We start from the raw sequence: 16,953 nt of genomic DNA, 5'->3' as shown, positions 1-16,953 counted from the left end.
AAATTAAAGGGGGAGTATTTATAATGGATACAGTTATTAGTTTCTTCCAATTCGTTCAAGGATTAGGTGTAGCTGTATTTATGCCTATTGTTCTAACGGTGTTAGGATGTATATTGGGAGCAAGTTTTGGTAAAAGTTTGAGAGCTGGACTGACTGTGGGGATAGGTTTTATAGGTCTAAACTTGGTCATTAACAGCTTATTAGGTGTAAATTTAGCGCCAGCCGTTCAACAAATGGTTGAACGTTTTGGACTGCGTTTATCTGTAATTGATGTTGGTTGGCCAGCATCTGCAGCAATTGCTATGGCTTCTACTGTGGGTCTAACCATTATACCTGTAGGTCTGTTAGTGAATATTGTTATGCTCCTTACCAACACAACTCAAACGGTTAATGTTGATATTTGGGATTATTGGCATTTTGCTTTTACTGGGGCATTGGTTGCCATTTTAACAGATAGTATTCTATTGGGCATTATTACTGCAGTGATCAATATGGTGATTATTATGGTTCTAGGAGATTATACTGCTCCAAAGGTAGAAGAATCTTTAGGCTTGCCTGGAGTTTCACTGCCACATGGTTTTACGACTGCCTATGCACCTATTGCTATGTTATTTAATAAAATCATTGATATGATTCCTGGGATCAATAAGATTGATATCAATATGGATAATGTGCAAAAAAGATTTGGCGTATTTGGGGAGCCTATTTTAGTAGGGACGGTTTTAGGATTCATCATTGGTATATTTGCTGGATATGGGGTAACAGAGGTTTTAACATTGGGGGTGTCCCTAGGGGCTGTGCTTGTGTTGATCCCTAAAATGGCAGCACTTTTAATGGAAGGCTTAATACCCATCAGTGATATGGCCAGTGAATTTATTCAAAATAAATTTAAAAATCGTGGGAAGATATATATTGGTTTAGATTCCGCAGTTGGTGTGGGTCATCCTATAACATTGGCAATTTCTTTCATATTAGTTCCACTTACAATTTTTTTAGCGATAATCATTCCCGGAAATGAAGTTTTGCCCTTTGCTGATTTAGCAGTTATTCCTTGGATGTTTGTTTTGATTACGCCAATTGTAAAAGAAAATGGATTCCGAGGGATTTTAATCGGTGTGGTATGTTTAGCTGTAGGACTACTAATTGCAACGGATTTAGCTCCCTTAATCACTCAAGCTGCTGTAAATGCTAACTTCCAAATGCCTGCTGGGGCTACAATGATTTCATCCATTTGTGATGGTGCAAATCCATTAACCTGGATAATTGTTCGACTACACAATTGGGGATATTTTGGTACTGTAATCGCTGGTGCTGTTGCAATAGCTATGGCTGTTTGGAATAGAATGCGTATTAAAAAAGAAGCTGCTTTATTACATCATGAATAGAAAAAGGAAGATAAGCTATGAAAACATACGTATATGATAGAATGTTCTATATTATAGAGATAATCATAACAGGAATATTTTGTTTACTTCTTGCTATGGCCAGTATTTTCATGGCTATAAAAGGGGTAATGCCAACCCTTATGATCTTCGCATTTTTGGTTTCATCCTATACCGCATGGAATGCTTTTGTTTCAAAAAGCAATCCTGAAAGAATAGAAGTAGATGAGCGGTGTATAAGTTTCTATTCCTTTAATAAAAAGGTATCCTATGAAATTGAGGATATTGAACAATTTAGAATCAGGGAGTTTCCAACCTCTGGTAAGATGTATCTACGGATTAATAAGCATAATATTTTATCGGGGAGATTTTGGGTTCCAACGAAAATGTTTAATGAGAGCAAAGAATTGTTTCAAACCCTAATCGATATTGAGTATAAAATTCATCCTGATTCTATTAAATCTCGTGCCAGAACAGTGAATACTAAATATTTAGAATTAAAAGCACAAAAAAAGCATAGATAATTTTACTTAAATTCAATAGAAGGAAGAGGTTAAATGTTTGAAAAAGAAAAAAAAGAGATGGTTGAAGCTGGTAAAAAGTTAGATAGATATGGTTTAATAGCTCTTTCCGGTGGAAATTTAAGTTGGAGAATGCCTACCGGTGAAATTTTAATAACCCCTAGTGGAATGATTTATGAAGAAATGGTTCCTTCGGATGTACTTGTTGTTGACCTTGATGGAAATATTTTAGAAGGAACTAGAAAAGCTAGTGTAGATACGGTAGCACTTTTGTATATTTACCAAAAAAGACGAGATGTAAATGCTGTCATCCATACCCACCAACCCTATGCAACAGCTATTGGATTAGTAGAAAATGAAATAGTGTGTAATTTAACTACTTTGGCAAATGCTACCCGTGGATCGGTAAAAGTAGCTCCTTATACTTCAGCTGCTAGTTTAGAAATGGGAGTAGCTGCTGTAGATTATTTAGGAGATCAATTAGCGGTAGTATTAAAACATCATGGTGTCATTGCTATTGGAGACTCATTAAAACAAGCTTTATATGCTTGTGTTTATCTAGAAGAAGCCGCTAAAACCATAACAATGGCACGATCCTTTAAGAAAGAAATGGCTTTATTAAAACAAGAAGAAATTGATATTGCAGTAGAAATTTTCAATCGTTATGGGCAAGATAAAAAATAGAAACAATAAGGGGCGCGTATGCTGTGTCCCTTATTATTTTGACGCTATGTTATATATTGTTGGTAAGGAAAAATAGAGAATATCCTTTCAGTATAAAAACGAGATGGATTAAATATAAAGGTCATTTATGGAAGTTGAATATTCCTATGAAAGCTGTTTTTTATAGAGAATAGAATGTATATAGATGGATCAAAGATTTTTTATCAAAAAAAATTTTTATCACGATAGTAAAAAGAAAAATTGGGTAAAAATTAACAAAATTGACAGGCAAAATATAAAAGATTATACTTATAGTGAAACAATTTCGTTAGCGTGAAAGATATTTCACATAATTATAAAGTATTCAATAATTAGGAGGGAACTACATGGCCATGAATCAGGACATATTACTGGAAATTTACAAACGTATGAATGAAGCTAGAGCCTTCGAAGAAAAGGTAAGTTATTTCTTTGCTCGAGGTATGGTGCATGGTACTACGCACCTCTCAGTAGGTGAAGAAGCCTCAGGGGTGGCATCTTGTATGGCGCTCCATGATGATGACCTTATCACCTCTACCCATAGAGGGCATAGTCAAGTAATTGGTAAGGGTGTAGATTTAAATAAGATGATGGCAGAACTTCTAGGAAAAACTACAGGGTATTGTAAGGGCAAGGGGGGATCCATGCATATTGCCGATGTGGAAAGAGGAAATCTTGGTGCCAATGGTGTTGTCGGAGGGGGACATGGTATAGCCACAGGTGCTGCTTTAACTCAGCAGATGAAAAATACTGGAAAAGTTGTTATGTGTTTTTTTGGAGATGGAGCCACCAATGAAGGAAGTTTTCATGAAAATATAAACCTAGCCTCGGTATGGAAATTACCAGTTATTTATTTCTGTGAAAATAACCTTTATGGAATGTCAGTGTCTATAGAAAAGTCAATGAATATCACAGATATTGCCATAAGAGCAAAATCCTATGGCATACCTGGGTATACGATCGATGGCAATGATGCTGTGGAAGTATATGAAACAGTAAAAAAAGCCGCCGAATATTGTAGAAGTGGAAAGGGACCAGTACTTATTGAAAGTAAGACCTATAGATATTTAGGCCACTCCAAAAGTGATGCCAATGCCTATAGAACCAAAGAAGAAATAGCTCAGTGGAGAAAAAATGATCCCATAAAAAGATTAAAGGCATATATGATAGAAAACAATATCTCCACAGAAGAAGCTTTAACAGCTATAGAAGAGAAAGCTCGAGAAGACATAGAAGCAGCAGTTGAGTTTGCTAACAATAGTCCTAACCCATCCTTAGATACTATAACAGAAGACGTATACGCGTAAAGGAGGAATGAAAAATGAAAGAAATGACCTATGCAGAAGCTATTCGTCTAGCAATGAGTGAGGAAATGAGAAGAGATGAAAATGTATTCCTTATGGGAGAAGATGTTGGAATATATGGAAATGCTTTTGGTGTAACTGTAGGGATGTTTGAAGAATTTGGGGAAGAGAGAGTAAGGGATACCCCTATTTCAGAAGCCGCTATTGTAGGAGCCGCTGCAGGGGCAGCCGTTACTGGTATGAGACCCATTGCTGAGATCATGTTTATGGATTTTATCACGCTTGCCATGGACTCTTTAGTTAATCAGGCAGCAAAAATGAGATATATGTTCGGTGGGAAAGCAAAAGTACCTATGGTAGTCAGATGTCCTGCAGGATCAGGTACAGGAGCAGCAGCTCAACACTCCCAAAGTTTAGAAGCTTGGGTGTGCCACGTCCCAGGACTAAAGGTGGTAGCTCCCTCTACACCCAATGATGCCAAAGCATTATTAAAAGCTGCCATACGAGATGATAATCCAGTAGTGTTTATTGAGCAGAAACTATTATATCGAGTGAAGGATAGGGTGAATGAAGATCCAGAATTTATCATTCCCCTAGGAAAAGCCGATATTAAAAAAGAAGGTTCGGATGTAACCATCGTGACCTATGGCAGGATGTTGCAAAGAGTGTTAGAGGTAGCAAAAGAAGTAGAAAAAGAAGGGATCAGTGTAGAGGTAGTAGACCCTATGACATTAGTGCCTCTAGATAAGGATACAATCATTAAGTCGGTCATGAAAACTGGAAGAGCTATTGTCGTTCATGAAGCAGTCAAAACAGGAGGATACGGAGGAGAAATCGCTTCTGTTATAGCAGAAAGTGAAGCCTTTGACTACTTAGATGCACCGATTTTAAGATTAGCAGGATTAGATGTCCCCATTCCCTACAATCCAGAGTTGGAAAAGGCAGTGGTACCCAGTGAAGGGGAAATTAGACAGGCCATATATAAAGTAATGAATCGATAAAAAAGGGAGGTGAAGAGATGGCAACGGAAATCATCATGCCCAAAGCCGGAATGGCGATGGAAGAAGGAACCATCGTGAAATGGTTTAAAAAAGAAGGGGACACCGTGGAAGTGGGAGAGCCCTTATTAGAGATATTAACGGACAAAGTCAATATGGAAGTGGAAGCACCTGCCAGTGGCACTCTGCTTAAAATACTGGCCCAAGAAGGAGAGGTATTGCCGGTAATCACCACCATAGGCTATATCGGAAAACCTGGAGAAGAAGTTCCTCAAGGACAGACTTCTGATCAGAAAGCTGTTACAACAGAAAGTCCTCAGGACTTAATGATAGATGATGTACAGCCAGTGGAAGATAAAGAGCAAGAGGATCCTATAAATACCCAAAAGGTTAGAGCTACTCCTGCTTCAAGAAAAATAGCTAAGGAAAACAATATTGATTTAAAGGACATATCTGGGTCTGGTCCTAAGGGACGAGTACAAAGGATGGATGTAGCAGAATATCTAGAAGGACTCCAAAGAGAAGGAGCAAAAATTACCCCCTTGGCTAAAAAAATTGCCCAGGGAGAAGGTGTTGAATTATCCGCCCTTAAAGGTACTGGGGTAGGTGGGAAGATTGTTAAGGATGATGTCTTGAGATCTCTGGAAACCCAAGAACAGAAAATTGAAAAAGATAATATTATTCCCCTAACAGGTATGCGTAAAGTTATTGGGGAACGGATGACCCAAAGCTTTTTCACGGCACCTACTTTTACATTAAATATTGAAGTGGATATGACCGAAACCACGAAATTAAGAAAGCAATTAAAAGAAACTATTTTACAACAGACGGGTAAAAAACTGACCTTTACCGATATTATTATACTGGCAACTTCCAAAGCTTTAAAACAATTCCCCATAGTAAATGCTACTTTAGTAGAGGAAGGGATATTGCTGCATAGACATGTTCATATGGCTCTGGCCATTGGACTGGATGAAGGCTTATTAGTACCTGTGATCAGAAATACCGACCAGATGACCCTAAGTGAAATTGTAGTGGCAGCAAAGGATGTAGCAGAAAAGGCAGTATCTAAAAAGTTATCTCCTGATCAACTACAGGGTAGCACCTTTACTATCAGCAACTTAGGAATGTTTGGGATATCTCACTTTAACCCCATTATCAACCAACCCAATAGTGCCATTTTAGGAGTGAATGCCATCATAGAAAAAATGCGAGTGGTAGATGGGGAGCCTAAGGTAAGGCCGATAATGAATTTAAGCCTAACCATAGACCATCGGGTAATCGATGGAACACCAGGAGCGAAGTTCCTGCAATATCTAAAACAATTGCTAGAAAATCCAATGATGATGTTAATCTAAGATTAACCATAGATAAGAAATAGTATTTCTTAATAAAAAATACTCATTATTTATCTAGAATACAATAAATAAAATTATGGATAAGGTAGAAGGTGGAAGGGTTATAACCTTTTGCTTACTACCTTATTATTTATTTGAAGGAGGGGAAGGATAATGGCAATAGAAATCATCATGCCCAAAGCTGGAATGGCGATGGAAGAGGGGACAATTGTAAAATGGTTTAAAAAAGAAGGGGATACCGTAGAAATGGGAGAACCCTTATTGGAAATCCTTACGGACAAAGTCAATATGGAAGTAGAGGCCCCCGCTAGTGGTGTCCTGCTTAAAATATTAGCCCAAGAAGGAGAGGTATTGCCGGTAATTACTACTATAGGATACATAGGAAAGGCAGGAGAAGTTTTATCCGAGGGAGAGAAGCCCAAAGCCCACGAAAACATAGAAAAAGTAGAAGAGATTAAGTTGGATTCTGTTAAGGAAGATTATGATATTGTAGTGTTAGGAGCAGGCCCTGGTGGGTATGTGGCAGCTATTCGAGGAGCACAGCTAGGAGCCAAGGTAGCTTTAATTGAAGAGCAAGCTATTGGAGGCACCTGTCTAAACTGGGGATGCATTCCCACAAAAACCCTAGTGAAGAATGCCGAGATTTTGCATTATATGAAAAATGCCGGTAGTAGAGGAATAAAGGTTGGAAAGCCAGAAGTGGATATCAAGCAAATGATAGCCAATAAGGATAAAGTGGTTAGACAATTGGTCACGGGCATAGAAGTCATCCTAAAATCCAATGGAGTAGAAGTCATCAGGGGTAGAGGGAAAGTAGAAAAAGATCATACAGTAGCCATGATTACCGGAAAGGATAGGGGAAGAAAAGTTTCCTATAATAAATTAATTATAGCCACAGGGTCATCGGCGGCTATTCCGCCCATATCAGGGCTTCATCAGGAAGGCATATTGACCAATAAAGAAATATTATCTTTAGAGGAAGTGCCTAAGCATTTAGTGATCATTGGCGGAGGGGTTATTGGAGTAGAGTTTGCTACTATATTTCAAGCCTTAGGTAGCCGGGTAACCATCGTGGAAATGGCGCCTAGACTAGTGCCCAATATGGATAAAGACATCTCCCATATGTTACAGCAAAGCCTTAAAATGCAGGGGATAGAAGTTCTGATAGATACCAAGGTAGAAGCTGTAGAAAAACAAGGAAGTTCTTTTAAAGTAGTGGTGCAAGATACAGAACAAAGGGAGATTACTGGAGATAGGGTTTTAGTATCTGTGGGACGAAGCCCCAATCTAAAGGGAATAGAGGATATAGGTCTAAATATAGAAAAAAATCGTATAGTAGTCAATAAGAAGCTAGAAACCAATAAAAAAGACATTTATGCCATTGGAGATGTAACCGGAGAAATCTTACTGGCCCACGTAGCCTCAACCCAAGGAACTATAGCAGCAGAAAATGCCATGGGGGCAAGCAGAGAAATGGATTATAGATATATTCCCAGTGGAATTTATACTCTGCCAGAAATAGGAGCAGTAGGTCTTACTGAAGAACAGGCCAGAGCCAAATACAAAGATATTTCTGTAGGGAAATTCCCTCTAACAGCTAGTGGCAAAGCCCTTGCCATGGGGGAAACCCAAGGGTTAGTAAAGATTATCATTGAAAAGAAATATGGAGAAATATTAGGGGTGCATATTTTTGGACCAAACGCCACAGAATTAGTAGGAGAGGCTACAGCCATTATGCAGTTAGAGGGAACTGTAGAAGAGCTAGTTCGCATCATACATGCCCACCCTACAATGGCAGAATCCATTATGGAGGCTGCGCATGTAGCCTTGGGGCAACCTATACATTTACCTAAAAAATAAAGAAAGGTAGGAGAAAATGCAGTATAAATTAGTGGGAACGGATATGGATGGAACACTTTTGGATGATGAAAAGATTGTATCCAATAAAACAATGGAAGTGCTAAAAAAGATGGGGGAAAGGGGAATCCATCTCGCCTTAATCACAGGTAGAATTCATTATTCACCAAAAGCTTATGCAAAAAAGCTAAACCTAAAAGCTTCTATTATAGGAAACAATGGTGCTTATATAGAGTATGAAGACGGAACAATAGATATTGTGGAAATAGATAAAAAACTCGTGATGGAGACTCTTTCCCATGTGGAGGAGTTGGGGCTAGACTACAATTTTGTCACCACTGAAAAATTATATTACTATCCCATGGCTAGAAAACATACTTATTACTATGGGGACAATGAAATGATACGCCAGTCCCATCTAGTCCATTATGAAATTATAAAATCCTATAAGGAAATAGAAAAGATAAAGGAGCCTATTCTAAAAATCCATGTATTCCACAATGATTTTAAAAAGTTAGAAGAACTGACAAAAACCATGCCTCACAAAGATCAGTATGACATTACCAGCAGTGGAGAAGATCTTATTGAGTTTTGTCATAAAGATGCTTCAAAGGGCAACGCTTTAAAATCTATAGCAAATTACTATAACATCTCCATGGAGGAAGTTGTTGCCATTGGAGATGCTGGCAATGATATGAGTATGATTCAAGAGGCAGGATTAGGCATAGCCATGGGAAATGCCATGGACATTTTAAAGGAAAAGGCAGATTATATTACAGGGTCCAATCAAGAGCACGGAGTAGCCCAAGTTATTGAAAAAATGGTATTATAAAAAACATTCTATATGGGGAAATAACCTGGATTCTTAATAAAAAATACGAAGATTTCAAGTTATTTCCCCATATAGATCTATATTTTGCAGAGGGAATCTTAGATAAAGAATGATTTTCTATCAAATTTTGACATACAATCCATTAAAGAATATAATAGAATCATAAAAAGAGGTGGGGAATATGGCAAATAGCAAATTAAATGCAATGTTATTTTGTCTGCATTGTGATGAAGATACTCAACATACCATTATATATAAACAGAATAAAATAGAAAGCATACAATGTGAAAAATGTGGTGTCGCTATCATGGTAGATCATGAATATGTGCAACAACATTATAAAGAGGAGATTATCGAGCGGGTACTCAGCAAGCCTTCCAGAATGACTAAGGAAATGGAAGCGGATATTGGGGTGTTTTTCTCCCGACTGCCCTATAGAGTAATCTCTAAACCCTATCGACTAATTAAAGAGTTCTACCATCAAAAACATGATTAAAGAAAATAAATAACCAAGCCTACATCCCTTTTCTTCGCAAAAGGGGTTTTCTTTATTGTAGGTAGAGGAGGAAAATAGATGAGAATTGGAATGGGATATGATGTACATGCCTTTGGCCGAGAAAGAAAACTTATCCTAGGAGGAGTGACTATCCCCTATGAAAAAGGGTTATTAGGCCATTCCGATGCCGATGTATTGATCCACGGAATTATGGATAGTCTATTAGGAGCCGCTGCTCTGGGAGATATCGGACAACATTTTCCAGATACAGACCCTCAATATAAGGGCATATCCAGTATGGAGCTTTTAAAACAGGTAATGAATCTAATTGAACAACAAGGATATGAAATAGGCAACATTGATGCCACAATCGCAGCACAAAAGCCAAAACTAGCTCCTTACATAGAAGAAATGAGAGAAAATATAGCGGATTTGTTAAAGATATCCAAGAACCAAATAAACATTAAAGCCACTACTACAGAAAGGCTGGGCTTTGTCGGACGGGAAGAAGGAATCTCTAGTTACTGTATAAGTTTGTTAAAAAGCTAAAAAAGATGAAACACAATGCTAGATTCACATATGAATATAGTAGGTATATTTTTTTAGCATTTATATTATTTGGAGGTGGGTTTAATGAAAGAAGGGAGAATACAATGGATACGAAACGCACCTACCCTAATTGAAAAAGAAATAAAAAAAAGAAGTCAAGAGGAGTTTTATGAAATTTTTCTTCACGAAGGTGCACTCTATCTGGTAGCAAGTTTGGGGCAAAAAAATACTTTGGGGTATCAAATAAACATTCAGAATATAAACCCAATAAAAACAGATCAATGGGAAGTCATTATGGAGCAAAAAAATCCCCCTAAAGGGAAAAAGGTGGCCCAAGCGATATCCCTACCCATATCCATTGTAAAAATTGATGTCCAGGATAAAAAGGATTTGCCCAAAGAAATCATTTTTAAAAATATTGATCACAAAATTCTTCAAATTGCTAAGATTGAGGAAGAAGTTAGGGTATAATAAAAAATAGGAAGAACTATCCTGCCAGAAAAGATACACAAAAATGAGGAGGGGAAAAATGAATAAACATATCTATAGATTAATAACCATGACATTTATTATGATGCTTTTGATTATGCCCATAGGAAATATGGTTAAGGCTGATGAGATACAACCCGTGGTGTCTCTAGGAGCAGATTTAACTAAAGAGCAAGAACAACAAATCCTTAAGCTGATGGATATACAGCCTGAAGATGTACATTTAATTCGAGTAACCATCCAAGAGGAAGCTGAATATTTAAAGGGAACTAGCGCTATAGACAAAATAGGAAATAAAACAATGTCCTCCGCCTATGTAAGGGAATTAAAAGCTGGAGAAGGAATTGAAGTAGAAACTTATAATATTAATTGGGTAACAAAAGAAATGTATGAAAATGCCTTAGTGACTGCTGGAGTGAAGGATGCCAAAGTGATTGCAGCAGCCCCCTTTAATGTCTCAGGTACAGGAGCCCTTACAGGAATCCTAAAAGCCTTTGAGCAAATAAAAGGGGTCAAACTTGATGAAAGTGCAAAAAAAATAGCCAATGAAGAAATGGTTATTACAGGAGACTTAGGGGAAGACATAGGAAATAAAGAAAAAGCTGCTGAATTAATTAAAAGAGTAAAAGAAGAAGTCGTAGAAAAGAAAATAAAAGACCCAGAAGAAATTAAAAAAATCATTATTGAAATACAACATGATTTAAATATTAAATTAAATGAAGATCAATTAAAACAATTGACACAATTAATGAAGAAAATTAATAATATAGATATTAATATTGATGACTTGAAAAAACAAGTATCAAAGATTGGCGAAAGGGCTAAAGAAATTACAGAAAACAACCAAGAAGTTAAGTCCTTTTTGGGCAAAATAGTGGATCTTTTCAATCAATTGATACAGAGCATAAGCAATATGTTTAAATAGAACCTAAGGGTAGATAAAAAACATTTGACCATTTGGCATACTGCCCTTATAATGATAAATAATAGAAAATAGTACCATGGCGTTGATTAGGAAAAGTAGGTGGTTTTATATCCCAGAGAAAAGTCATCAATAGGCTGAAAGTGACTTTGTTCCCTAAAACACTGAAGTGCACCTAAGAGTCTTTCCCCTGAAAAAAGTAGGGAGAAACGGGTTGTTCCGTTACAAACCGCAAGAGGAGTTTAACTCAAATAGAGTGGGACCGCGATAATTTCGTCTCTATATCATTTATTAAGATATAGAGACTTTTTTATTTTAAAAATTCAATAAGAAAGTAAAGTTTTCCTGAGACGGTGGAAAAACCATATATAAAGGGAAATACCTGAATTTGTCATTCTGAGCATAGCGAAGAATCTAGCATTTAAGCTGGTTTAGGATTCTTCACTCCGCTACGCTACATTCAGAATGACATAAAACGGGACTTTTTCAATAACCTGAGGAAAGTCCTACTTTTCTATTGAATAAACAAGAGGGAGTTGTAGGAGAATTTCTCTGGCTGTGGTCAAGAGAGGCTCTAGAATAGCCTTCTTTGCTGTTCTTTTGGTAGTAAAAATAGGTGAGGTGATCAAATTTGTTTAGAACCCTTAGAGAAGATATAAATGCTGTTAAGGAAAGAGATCCGGCGGCAAGAAATGTTTTAGAAATTTTAATAAATTATCCAGGAATTCATGCAGTAATCTTTCATAGAATAGCTCATTGGTTTTATAAAAAGAAGTTTTTCTTTATCGCCAGATTCATATCCCAATGCAGTCGCTTTCTAACAGGAATTGAAATCCACCCTGGTGCAAAAATAGGAAAAAAACTATTTATAGATCATGGCATGGGTGTGGTTATCGGTGAAACTGCTGAGGTGGGAGACAATGTAACCATCTACCAGGGAGCCACCTTAGGTGGGACTGGAAAAGAGGTAGGGAAAAGACATCCTACTATTGGTGACAATGTAGTGATTAGCAGTGGAGCAAAGATATTGGGGCCCTTTAAGGTGGGAGAGAACTCAAAAATAGGTGCGGGATCAGTAGTATTAAAGGAAGTCCCTCCCAATTGTACAGTAGTAGGTATACCAGGAGTGGTGGTAGTGAAAGATAATCAAAAAGTAGCTGCTATAAAAAACTCAATAGATTTAGATCAAACCAATCTTCCCGATCCTGTAGGACAACAACTAGAATGTCTTAGGAGAAGAATACAAGAATTAGAGGGAAAAATAAGGAATTTGGAAGGAGGAAAAAATAATGAAACTGTTTAGTACCCTTACAAGAAAAAAAGAAGAATTTATACCATTAAATCCTGGAAAGATAAATATGTATGTATGTGGACCTACAGTATATAATTTTTTTCACATAGGCAATGCTCGTCCCTTCATCATTTTTGATGTCTTGAGAAGATATTTTGAATATGTAGGATACGATGTTACCTATATTCAAAACTTTACAGATGTGGATGATAAAATTATTAATCGAGCCCAGCAGGAAGGAATAACCTCAGAGGAAGTAGCTGAAAAATACATCAAAGAGTATTTCATGGATGCAGATGCTTTAGGAATACGACGAGCCACCGTTCATCCTAGGGTAAGTGAAAACATTCCTGAAATTATAGAAATGATCAAAGAGCTAGAAAAAAAGGAATTGGCCTATAATGTAGAGGGAAATGTATATTATAGAGCTGCAAAGTTTGAGGATTATGGCAAATTATCTAGACAAAATTTAGAGGATTTGAACATGGGAGCTAGGATACAGGTCAGTGAAGAAAAAGAACATCCTATGGATTTCGCCCTATGGAAAAAACAAAAGCCAGGAGAGCCGGCATGGGAAAGTCCTTGGGGATTGGGTAGACCAGGGTGGCATATAGAGTGTTCAGTCATGGCAAAAAAATATCTAGGAGAGACTATAGATATCCACGGGGGTGGACAGGATTTGATTTTCCCTCACCATGAAAATGAAATTGCCCAGTCTGAAGGAGCCCATCAAGAACCCTTTGCAAGATACTGGATTCATAACGGATATATCAATATAGAGAACCAAAAAATGTCGAAATCCTTGGGGAACTTTTTTACCGTTAGGGATATTAGCAAACAATTTGATTTAGAGGTAGTTAGACTATTTATGTTGTCGGCTCACTACAGAAATCCTGTAAACTTTAGCAAAGAACTCTTAGAACAATCCAAAAATGCACTGGATAGATTATATAATGCTAAAAATAACGCAGAGTATTTAATGAAAAATACCCAGCCTACAGCACCCACCCCTGAGGAAGTGCAATGGACAGAAAGTTTGCATTCCTATAAAGAGCAATTTAAAAAAGAAATGGAAGATGATATCAATACTGCAGATGCTTTAGCGGCTATATTTGAATTAGTAAAGGAAATGAATAGGTATTTAGATGTCCATAAAAGCCAAACTACAATTAACAAGGCTTATACATTATTTATGGAATTAACTGATGTACTAGGTATAGTGCATCAAAAAGAAGAGAAGTTAGATGAAAAAATTGAAGAACTGATCAAAGAAAGACAACAGGCTAGAAAAGAAAAAAATTGGGCATTGTCTGACAAAATAAGAGATGAATTAAAAGATATGGGTATTCTTATAGAAGACACACCCCAAGGCGTCAAATGGAAGCGAGTGTAGCCCATGGAAAATCTAAAAGATACACATCAAGAAAAAATCATAAAAACAATGGAAATGTCTTTAAGCGAAAAGGATATTAAAGGCCTAAATCCCCTAGTATTAGCATACATAGGGGATGCTGTTTATGAAGTGCATATTCGAAAATATCTCGTTAATATACAAAAAACAGGGGTAAATCAGCTGCACAAAAAAGCCACTCAATTTGTAAAGGCTAAAGCCCAGGCAACCATAGTTCACTATCTGATGGATACTTTAACAGAAGAAGAGATTACCATAGTCAAAAGGGGGAGAAATAGTAAATCCAATACCTCCCCTAAAAATGCCAACATATCGGATTATCATTATGCTACGGGATATGAGGCTCTTGTAGGTTATTTATATCTTATGAAGCGTCAGGAAAGATTAGCAAATATCATCGCTCAATCCATTGAATTTATTGAAAGGCAGATAGAAGATAGGCTATAGAGGACTATCTTCTATCACAATTTTAAATACGAGGAGAATGGTCATGAAAAAAGAAAGCAGACACAAAAATAAGCAAAAACAGGATAATGAACAAAAGGATATCTCCAATCAAATAGAAGGTCGCAATCCTGTGATCGAAGCATTAAGAGCAGCAAGACCCATGGAAAAAATAATGGTAGCCAAGGGGGAATTGACGGGTTCTATTAAAGAAATCATTGGTATTGCTAAGGAAGAAAGGATAGTTATACAGTATGTGGATAGACATAAATTAGATGAGATGTCTCAATCCCATGCCCACCAAGGCGTGATAGCCATCACTTCAGCCCATGGGTATGTGGAGGTTACCGATATGATAGAAGATGCAAAGGCAAAGGGAGAGGCCCCCTTTCTAATTGTTCTAGATGAAATTACTGATCCTCATAACCTAGGCTCCATATTGAGAACAGCGGATGCTTGTGGTGCCCATGGAGTGATTGTTTCTAAAAGAAGAGCAGTAGGTCTAACCCCTGTTGTAGCCAAGAGTTCAGCTGGTGCTATTGAATATGTGCCCGTAGCTAAAGTTACCAATATATCTCAAACCATTGATTTATTAAAGGAAGAAGGCTTCTGGGTAGCAGGAGCAGAAATGAGTGGCCAACAATATTATTATGAAGCTGATTTAAAAGGACCCATGGCTCTAGTTATTGGAAGTGAAGGAAAAGGATTGGGAAGACTGGTCAAAGAAAAATGTGACTTCCTACTAAAAATCCCTATGGTGGGACAAGTCTCTTCCCTAAATGCAGCAGTTGCCGGGGCTATTCTCATGTATGAAGTAAGACGACAAAGGAATCAAGGTTAATAAGGAGAAGGAGAGGTGAAATCTTTTTTAATTATTGATGGATACAATATTATCAATAGTTGGTCTGCATTACAAGATAGAGCCCAATATAGTATGGAAGAGGCTAGGGAAAAATTAATTGAGATGTTGGCTAACTATAAAGCATACAAGGGAGTAGAGGTTATTATTGTATTTGATGGTCATTTAGTGAAAGGAAATAGCGGAACCAAGAGAACCATCAATGAAATTAAAGTTGTTTTTACGAAAGAACATCAAACTGCAGATAGTTACATAGAAAAAAGGGTATATCAACTTTCAAGATTGCATTTTGTCCAAGTGGCCACTTCTGATTGGGCAGAACAACAAACGGTATTATCCAGTGGAGGCACAAGAATATCCGCAAGGGAGCTAGAAAAAGAAGTCATGTTTGCTCAAAGCCGGATGAGAAAAAGGTATCTTAATCAAAAACATGGATTTAATAATATAACCCATGGACTAGATCCTCATATCCTAAAAAAGTTGGAGCAGTGGAGAAGAAGAAAGGACTAGCTTGACGTTTCTTTCTTCATTCAGGTATAATGTTGATATGACTTGTCCAAAGAATAAGGTTGGGGGCGATAATGTGGAATTAAATGCAGAACTGCAGCAAAAAATAGATGACAACATTTTAATGGACGAAGAATTAGTCATTCTTGCAAATGAAGGGGATAGGATAGCTCTAGAGGCTATCATCAATAAATACAGAAATTTTGTAAGAGCAAAATCAAGATCCTATTTTTTAATTGGGGCCGATAGAGAGGATATTGTCCAAGAGGGTATGATCGGTTTATACAAGGCTGTAAGAGATTTTCGGGCGGATAAATTATCTTCTTTCAGGGCCTTTGCAGAGTTATGCATTACCAGGCAAATTATTACGGCCATAAAAACAGCAACTAGGCAAAAACATATTCCGCTTAATTCCTATGTGTCCCTAAATAAACCCATATATGATGAAGAGTCTGACCGTACCTTATTAGATGTATTAGCAGGTTCGAAAATCTTAGATCCTGAAGAACTCATTATAAGTAGGGAAGAATTAAGTTCGATTAAAAGTAAGATAGGAGAAATTTTAAGTGACTTAGAATGGGAAGTCTTGATGTCCTATTTACAAGGAAAATCCTATCAGGAAATCGCTGTAGACCTAGATAGACAAGTGAAATCCATAGATAATGCTTTACAAAGAGTAAAAAGAAAATTAGAGACTTATTTAGAAGATAGAGATATGTAATTATAAGTGCTAAAAAATAACAAAAGGAAAAGGCAAAAATCATTTGACAGCCTAAATAATATCTAGTATTATATAATGGTAGTCACGGAGGGATTCCCGAGCGGCCAAAGGGAGCAGACTGTAAATCTGCCGGCGGAGCCTTCGAAGGTTCGAATCCTTCTCCCTCCACCATAAATATTTGCCCACGTAGCTCAGACGGTAGAGTACCACCTTGGTAAGGTGGGGGTCTCCGGTTCAAGTCCGGTCGTGGGCTCCATTTTTATTAATTGTTTTCTATTTCGTGAAACACCCGGTAGAGTGTTCATGGAAG

Annotated in this window: 18 protein-coding genes, 2 tRNA genes and 1 other annotated feature; all 20 genes read left to right on the top strand. The window is 37.2% G+C overall.

Annotation, left to right across the window (positions count from 1 at the left end):
• Positions 1-23: 23 nt before the first annotated feature.
• The 20 genes from NSA47_RS06835 (at position 24) to NSA47_RS06740 (ending at position 16,899) form a co-directional block, all read left to right on the top strand.
• Positions 24-1,385 (top strand): PTS galactitol transporter subunit IIC, encoded by a 1,362-nt coding sequence (locus tag NSA47_RS06835; RefSeq protein ID WP_257530302.1) that lies wholly within the window; start codon positions 24-26, stop codon positions 1,383-1,385.
• Between the two features lie 17 nt (positions 1,386-1,402).
• Positions 1,403-1,906 carry a hypothetical protein gene (locus NSA47_RS06830; RefSeq protein WP_257530300.1) on the top strand — a complete coding sequence of 168 codons (504 nt, stop codon included), beginning with the start codon at positions 1,403-1,405 and terminating at the stop codon, positions 1,904-1,906.
• Positions 1,907-1,939: 33 nt separating this feature from the next.
• On the top strand, positions 1,940-2,587 hold the full coding sequence (locus NSA47_RS06825) for a class II aldolase/adducin family protein (protein WP_257530298.1): 648 nt from the start codon (positions 1,940-1,942) through the stop codon (positions 2,585-2,587).
• Between the two features lie 365 nt (positions 2,588-2,952).
• Complete coding sequence (locus NSA47_RS06820) at positions 2,953-3,912, top strand: thiamine pyrophosphate-dependent dehydrogenase E1 component subunit alpha (protein ID WP_257530296.1); 960 nt, start codon at positions 2,953-2,955, stop codon at positions 3,910-3,912.
• A 14-nt stretch (positions 3,913-3,926) separates the two neighbouring features.
• A complete protein-coding gene (locus NSA47_RS06815) occupies positions 3,927-4,910 on the top strand; it encodes an alpha-ketoacid dehydrogenase subunit beta (RefSeq protein ID WP_257530294.1) in 984 nt (327 codons plus the stop codon).
• A 17-nt stretch (positions 4,911-4,927) separates the two neighbouring features.
• Positions 4,928-6,265 carry a dihydrolipoamide acetyltransferase family protein gene (locus NSA47_RS06810; RefSeq protein ID WP_257530292.1) on the top strand — a complete coding sequence of 446 codons (1,338 nt, stop codon included), beginning with the start codon at positions 4,928-4,930 and terminating at the stop codon, positions 6,263-6,265.
• A 153-nt stretch (positions 6,266-6,418) separates the two neighbouring features.
• On the top strand, positions 6,419-8,125 hold the full coding sequence (lpdA, locus tag NSA47_RS06805; RefSeq protein ID WP_257530290.1) for a dihydrolipoyl dehydrogenase: 1,707 nt from the start codon (positions 6,419-6,421) through the stop codon (positions 8,123-8,125).
• 16 nt (positions 8,126-8,141) lie between these two features.
• Positions 8,142-8,954, top strand: coding sequence for a Cof-type HAD-IIB family hydrolase (locus NSA47_RS06800; protein ID WP_257530287.1), 813 nt, complete (start codon positions 8,142-8,144; stop codon positions 8,952-8,954).
• Positions 8,955-9,135: 181 nt separating this feature from the next.
• Positions 9,136-9,450, top strand: a complete 315-nt coding sequence (locus tag NSA47_RS06795; RefSeq protein ID WP_257530285.1) for a bh protein — start codon at positions 9,136-9,138, stop codon at positions 9,448-9,450.
• A 78-nt stretch (positions 9,451-9,528) separates the two neighbouring features.
• Positions 9,529-9,999 (top strand): 2-C-methyl-D-erythritol 2,4-cyclodiphosphate synthase, encoded by a 471-nt coding sequence (gene ispF, locus NSA47_RS06790; protein WP_257530283.1) that lies wholly within the window; start codon positions 9,529-9,531, stop codon positions 9,997-9,999.
• Positions 10,000-10,083: 84 nt separating this feature from the next.
• Positions 10,084-10,470, top strand: a complete 387-nt coding sequence (locus NSA47_RS06785; RefSeq protein WP_257530281.1) for a protease complex subunit PrcB family protein — start codon at positions 10,084-10,086, stop codon at positions 10,468-10,470.
• Positions 10,471-10,528: 58 nt separating this feature from the next.
• Complete coding sequence (locus NSA47_RS06780; RefSeq protein WP_257530279.1) at positions 10,529-11,413, top strand: DUF1002 domain-containing protein; 885 nt, start codon at positions 10,529-10,531, stop codon at positions 11,411-11,413.
• 73 nt (positions 11,414-11,486) lie between these two features.
• Positions 11,487-11,694, top strand: a binding site (T-box leader).
• A gap of 347 nt (positions 11,695-12,041) precedes the next feature.
• Complete coding sequence (gene epsC / locus NSA47_RS06775) at positions 12,042-12,713, top strand: serine O-acetyltransferase EpsC (RefSeq protein WP_257530277.1); 672 nt, start codon at positions 12,042-12,044, stop codon at positions 12,711-12,713.
• Positions 12,700-14,094 (top strand): cysteine--tRNA ligase, encoded by a 1,395-nt coding sequence (gene cysS / locus NSA47_RS06770; RefSeq protein WP_257530275.1) that lies wholly within the window; start codon positions 12,700-12,702, stop codon positions 14,092-14,094. Before epsC ends, cysS begins: the two co-directional genes overlap by 14 nt.
• A gap of 3 nt (positions 14,095-14,097) precedes the next feature.
• Positions 14,098-14,559, top strand: coding sequence for a Mini-ribonuclease 3 (locus NSA47_RS06765; RefSeq protein ID WP_373370310.1), 462 nt, complete (start codon positions 14,098-14,100; stop codon positions 14,557-14,559).
• A 43-nt stretch (positions 14,560-14,602) separates the two neighbouring features.
• A complete protein-coding gene (gene rlmB, locus NSA47_RS06760) occupies positions 14,603-15,397 on the top strand; it encodes a 23S rRNA (guanosine(2251)-2'-O)-methyltransferase RlmB (RefSeq protein WP_257530273.1) in 795 nt (264 codons plus the stop codon).
• 15 nt (positions 15,398-15,412) lie between these two features.
• Positions 15,413-15,925, top strand: coding sequence for an NYN domain-containing protein (locus tag NSA47_RS06755; RefSeq protein ID WP_257530271.1), 513 nt, complete (start codon positions 15,413-15,415; stop codon positions 15,923-15,925).
• Positions 15,926-16,016: 91 nt separating this feature from the next.
• Positions 16,017-16,643, top strand: coding sequence for an RNA polymerase sporulation sigma factor SigH (gene sigH / locus NSA47_RS06750; protein ID WP_306811129.1), 627 nt, complete (start codon positions 16,017-16,019; stop codon positions 16,641-16,643).
• An 86-nt stretch (positions 16,644-16,729) separates the two neighbouring features.
• A tRNA-Tyr gene (locus NSA47_RS06745) sits at positions 16,730-16,814 on the top strand.
• Between the two features lie 9 nt (positions 16,815-16,823).
• A tRNA-Thr gene (locus tag NSA47_RS06740) sits at positions 16,824-16,899 on the top strand.
• The last annotated feature ends 54 nt before the right edge of the window (positions 16,900-16,953 follow it).

The organism is Irregularibacter muris (assembly GCF_024622505.1).
Lineage (GTDB): Bacteria > Bacillota > Clostridia > Eubacteriales > Garciellaceae > Irregularibacter > Irregularibacter muris.
This window is presented reverse-complemented; position numbering and strand designations above follow the sequence as displayed.

Bases quoted from the DNA above. Each gene is read 5' to 3' on its own strand.
- NSA47_RS06835 (WP_257530302.1), top strand. From the start codon at position 24: ATGGATACAGTTATTAGTTTCTTCCAATTCGTTCAAGGATTAGGTGTA.
- NSA47_RS06830 (WP_257530300.1), top strand. From the start codon at position 1,403: ATGAAAACATACGTATATGATAGAATGTTCTATATTATAGAGATAATC.
- NSA47_RS06825 (WP_257530298.1), top strand. From the start codon at position 1,940: ATGTTTGAAAAAGAAAAAAAAGAGATGGTTGAAGCTGGTAAAAAGTTA.
- NSA47_RS06820 (WP_257530296.1), top strand. From the start codon at position 2,953: ATGGCCATGAATCAGGACATATTACTGGAAATTTACAAACGTATGAAT.
- NSA47_RS06815 (WP_257530294.1), top strand. From the start codon at position 3,927: ATGAAAGAAATGACCTATGCAGAAGCTATTCGTCTAGCAATGAGTGAG.
- NSA47_RS06810 (WP_257530292.1), top strand. From the start codon at position 4,928: ATGGCAACGGAAATCATCATGCCCAAAGCCGGAATGGCGATGGAAGAA.
- lpdA (WP_257530290.1), top strand. From the start codon at position 6,419: ATGGCAATAGAAATCATCATGCCCAAAGCTGGAATGGCGATGGAAGAG.
- NSA47_RS06800 (WP_257530287.1), top strand. From the start codon at position 8,142: ATGCAGTATAAATTAGTGGGAACGGATATGGATGGAACACTTTTGGAT.
- NSA47_RS06795 (WP_257530285.1), top strand. From the start codon at position 9,136: ATGGCAAATAGCAAATTAAATGCAATGTTATTTTGTCTGCATTGTGAT.
- ispF (WP_257530283.1), top strand. From the start codon at position 9,529: ATGAGAATTGGAATGGGATATGATGTACATGCCTTTGGCCGAGAAAGA.
- NSA47_RS06785 (WP_257530281.1), top strand. From the start codon at position 10,084: ATGAAAGAAGGGAGAATACAATGGATACGAAACGCACCTACCCTAATT.
- NSA47_RS06780 (WP_257530279.1), top strand. From the start codon at position 10,529: ATGAATAAACATATCTATAGATTAATAACCATGACATTTATTATGATG.
- cysS (WP_257530275.1), top strand. From the start codon at position 12,700: ATGAAACTGTTTAGTACCCTTACAAGAAAAAAAGAAGAATTTATACCA.
- NSA47_RS06765 (WP_373370310.1), top strand. From the start codon at position 14,098: ATGGAAAATCTAAAAGATACACATCAAGAAAAAATCATAAAAACAATG.
- rlmB (WP_257530273.1), top strand. From the start codon at position 14,603: ATGAAAAAAGAAAGCAGACACAAAAATAAGCAAAAACAGGATAATGAA.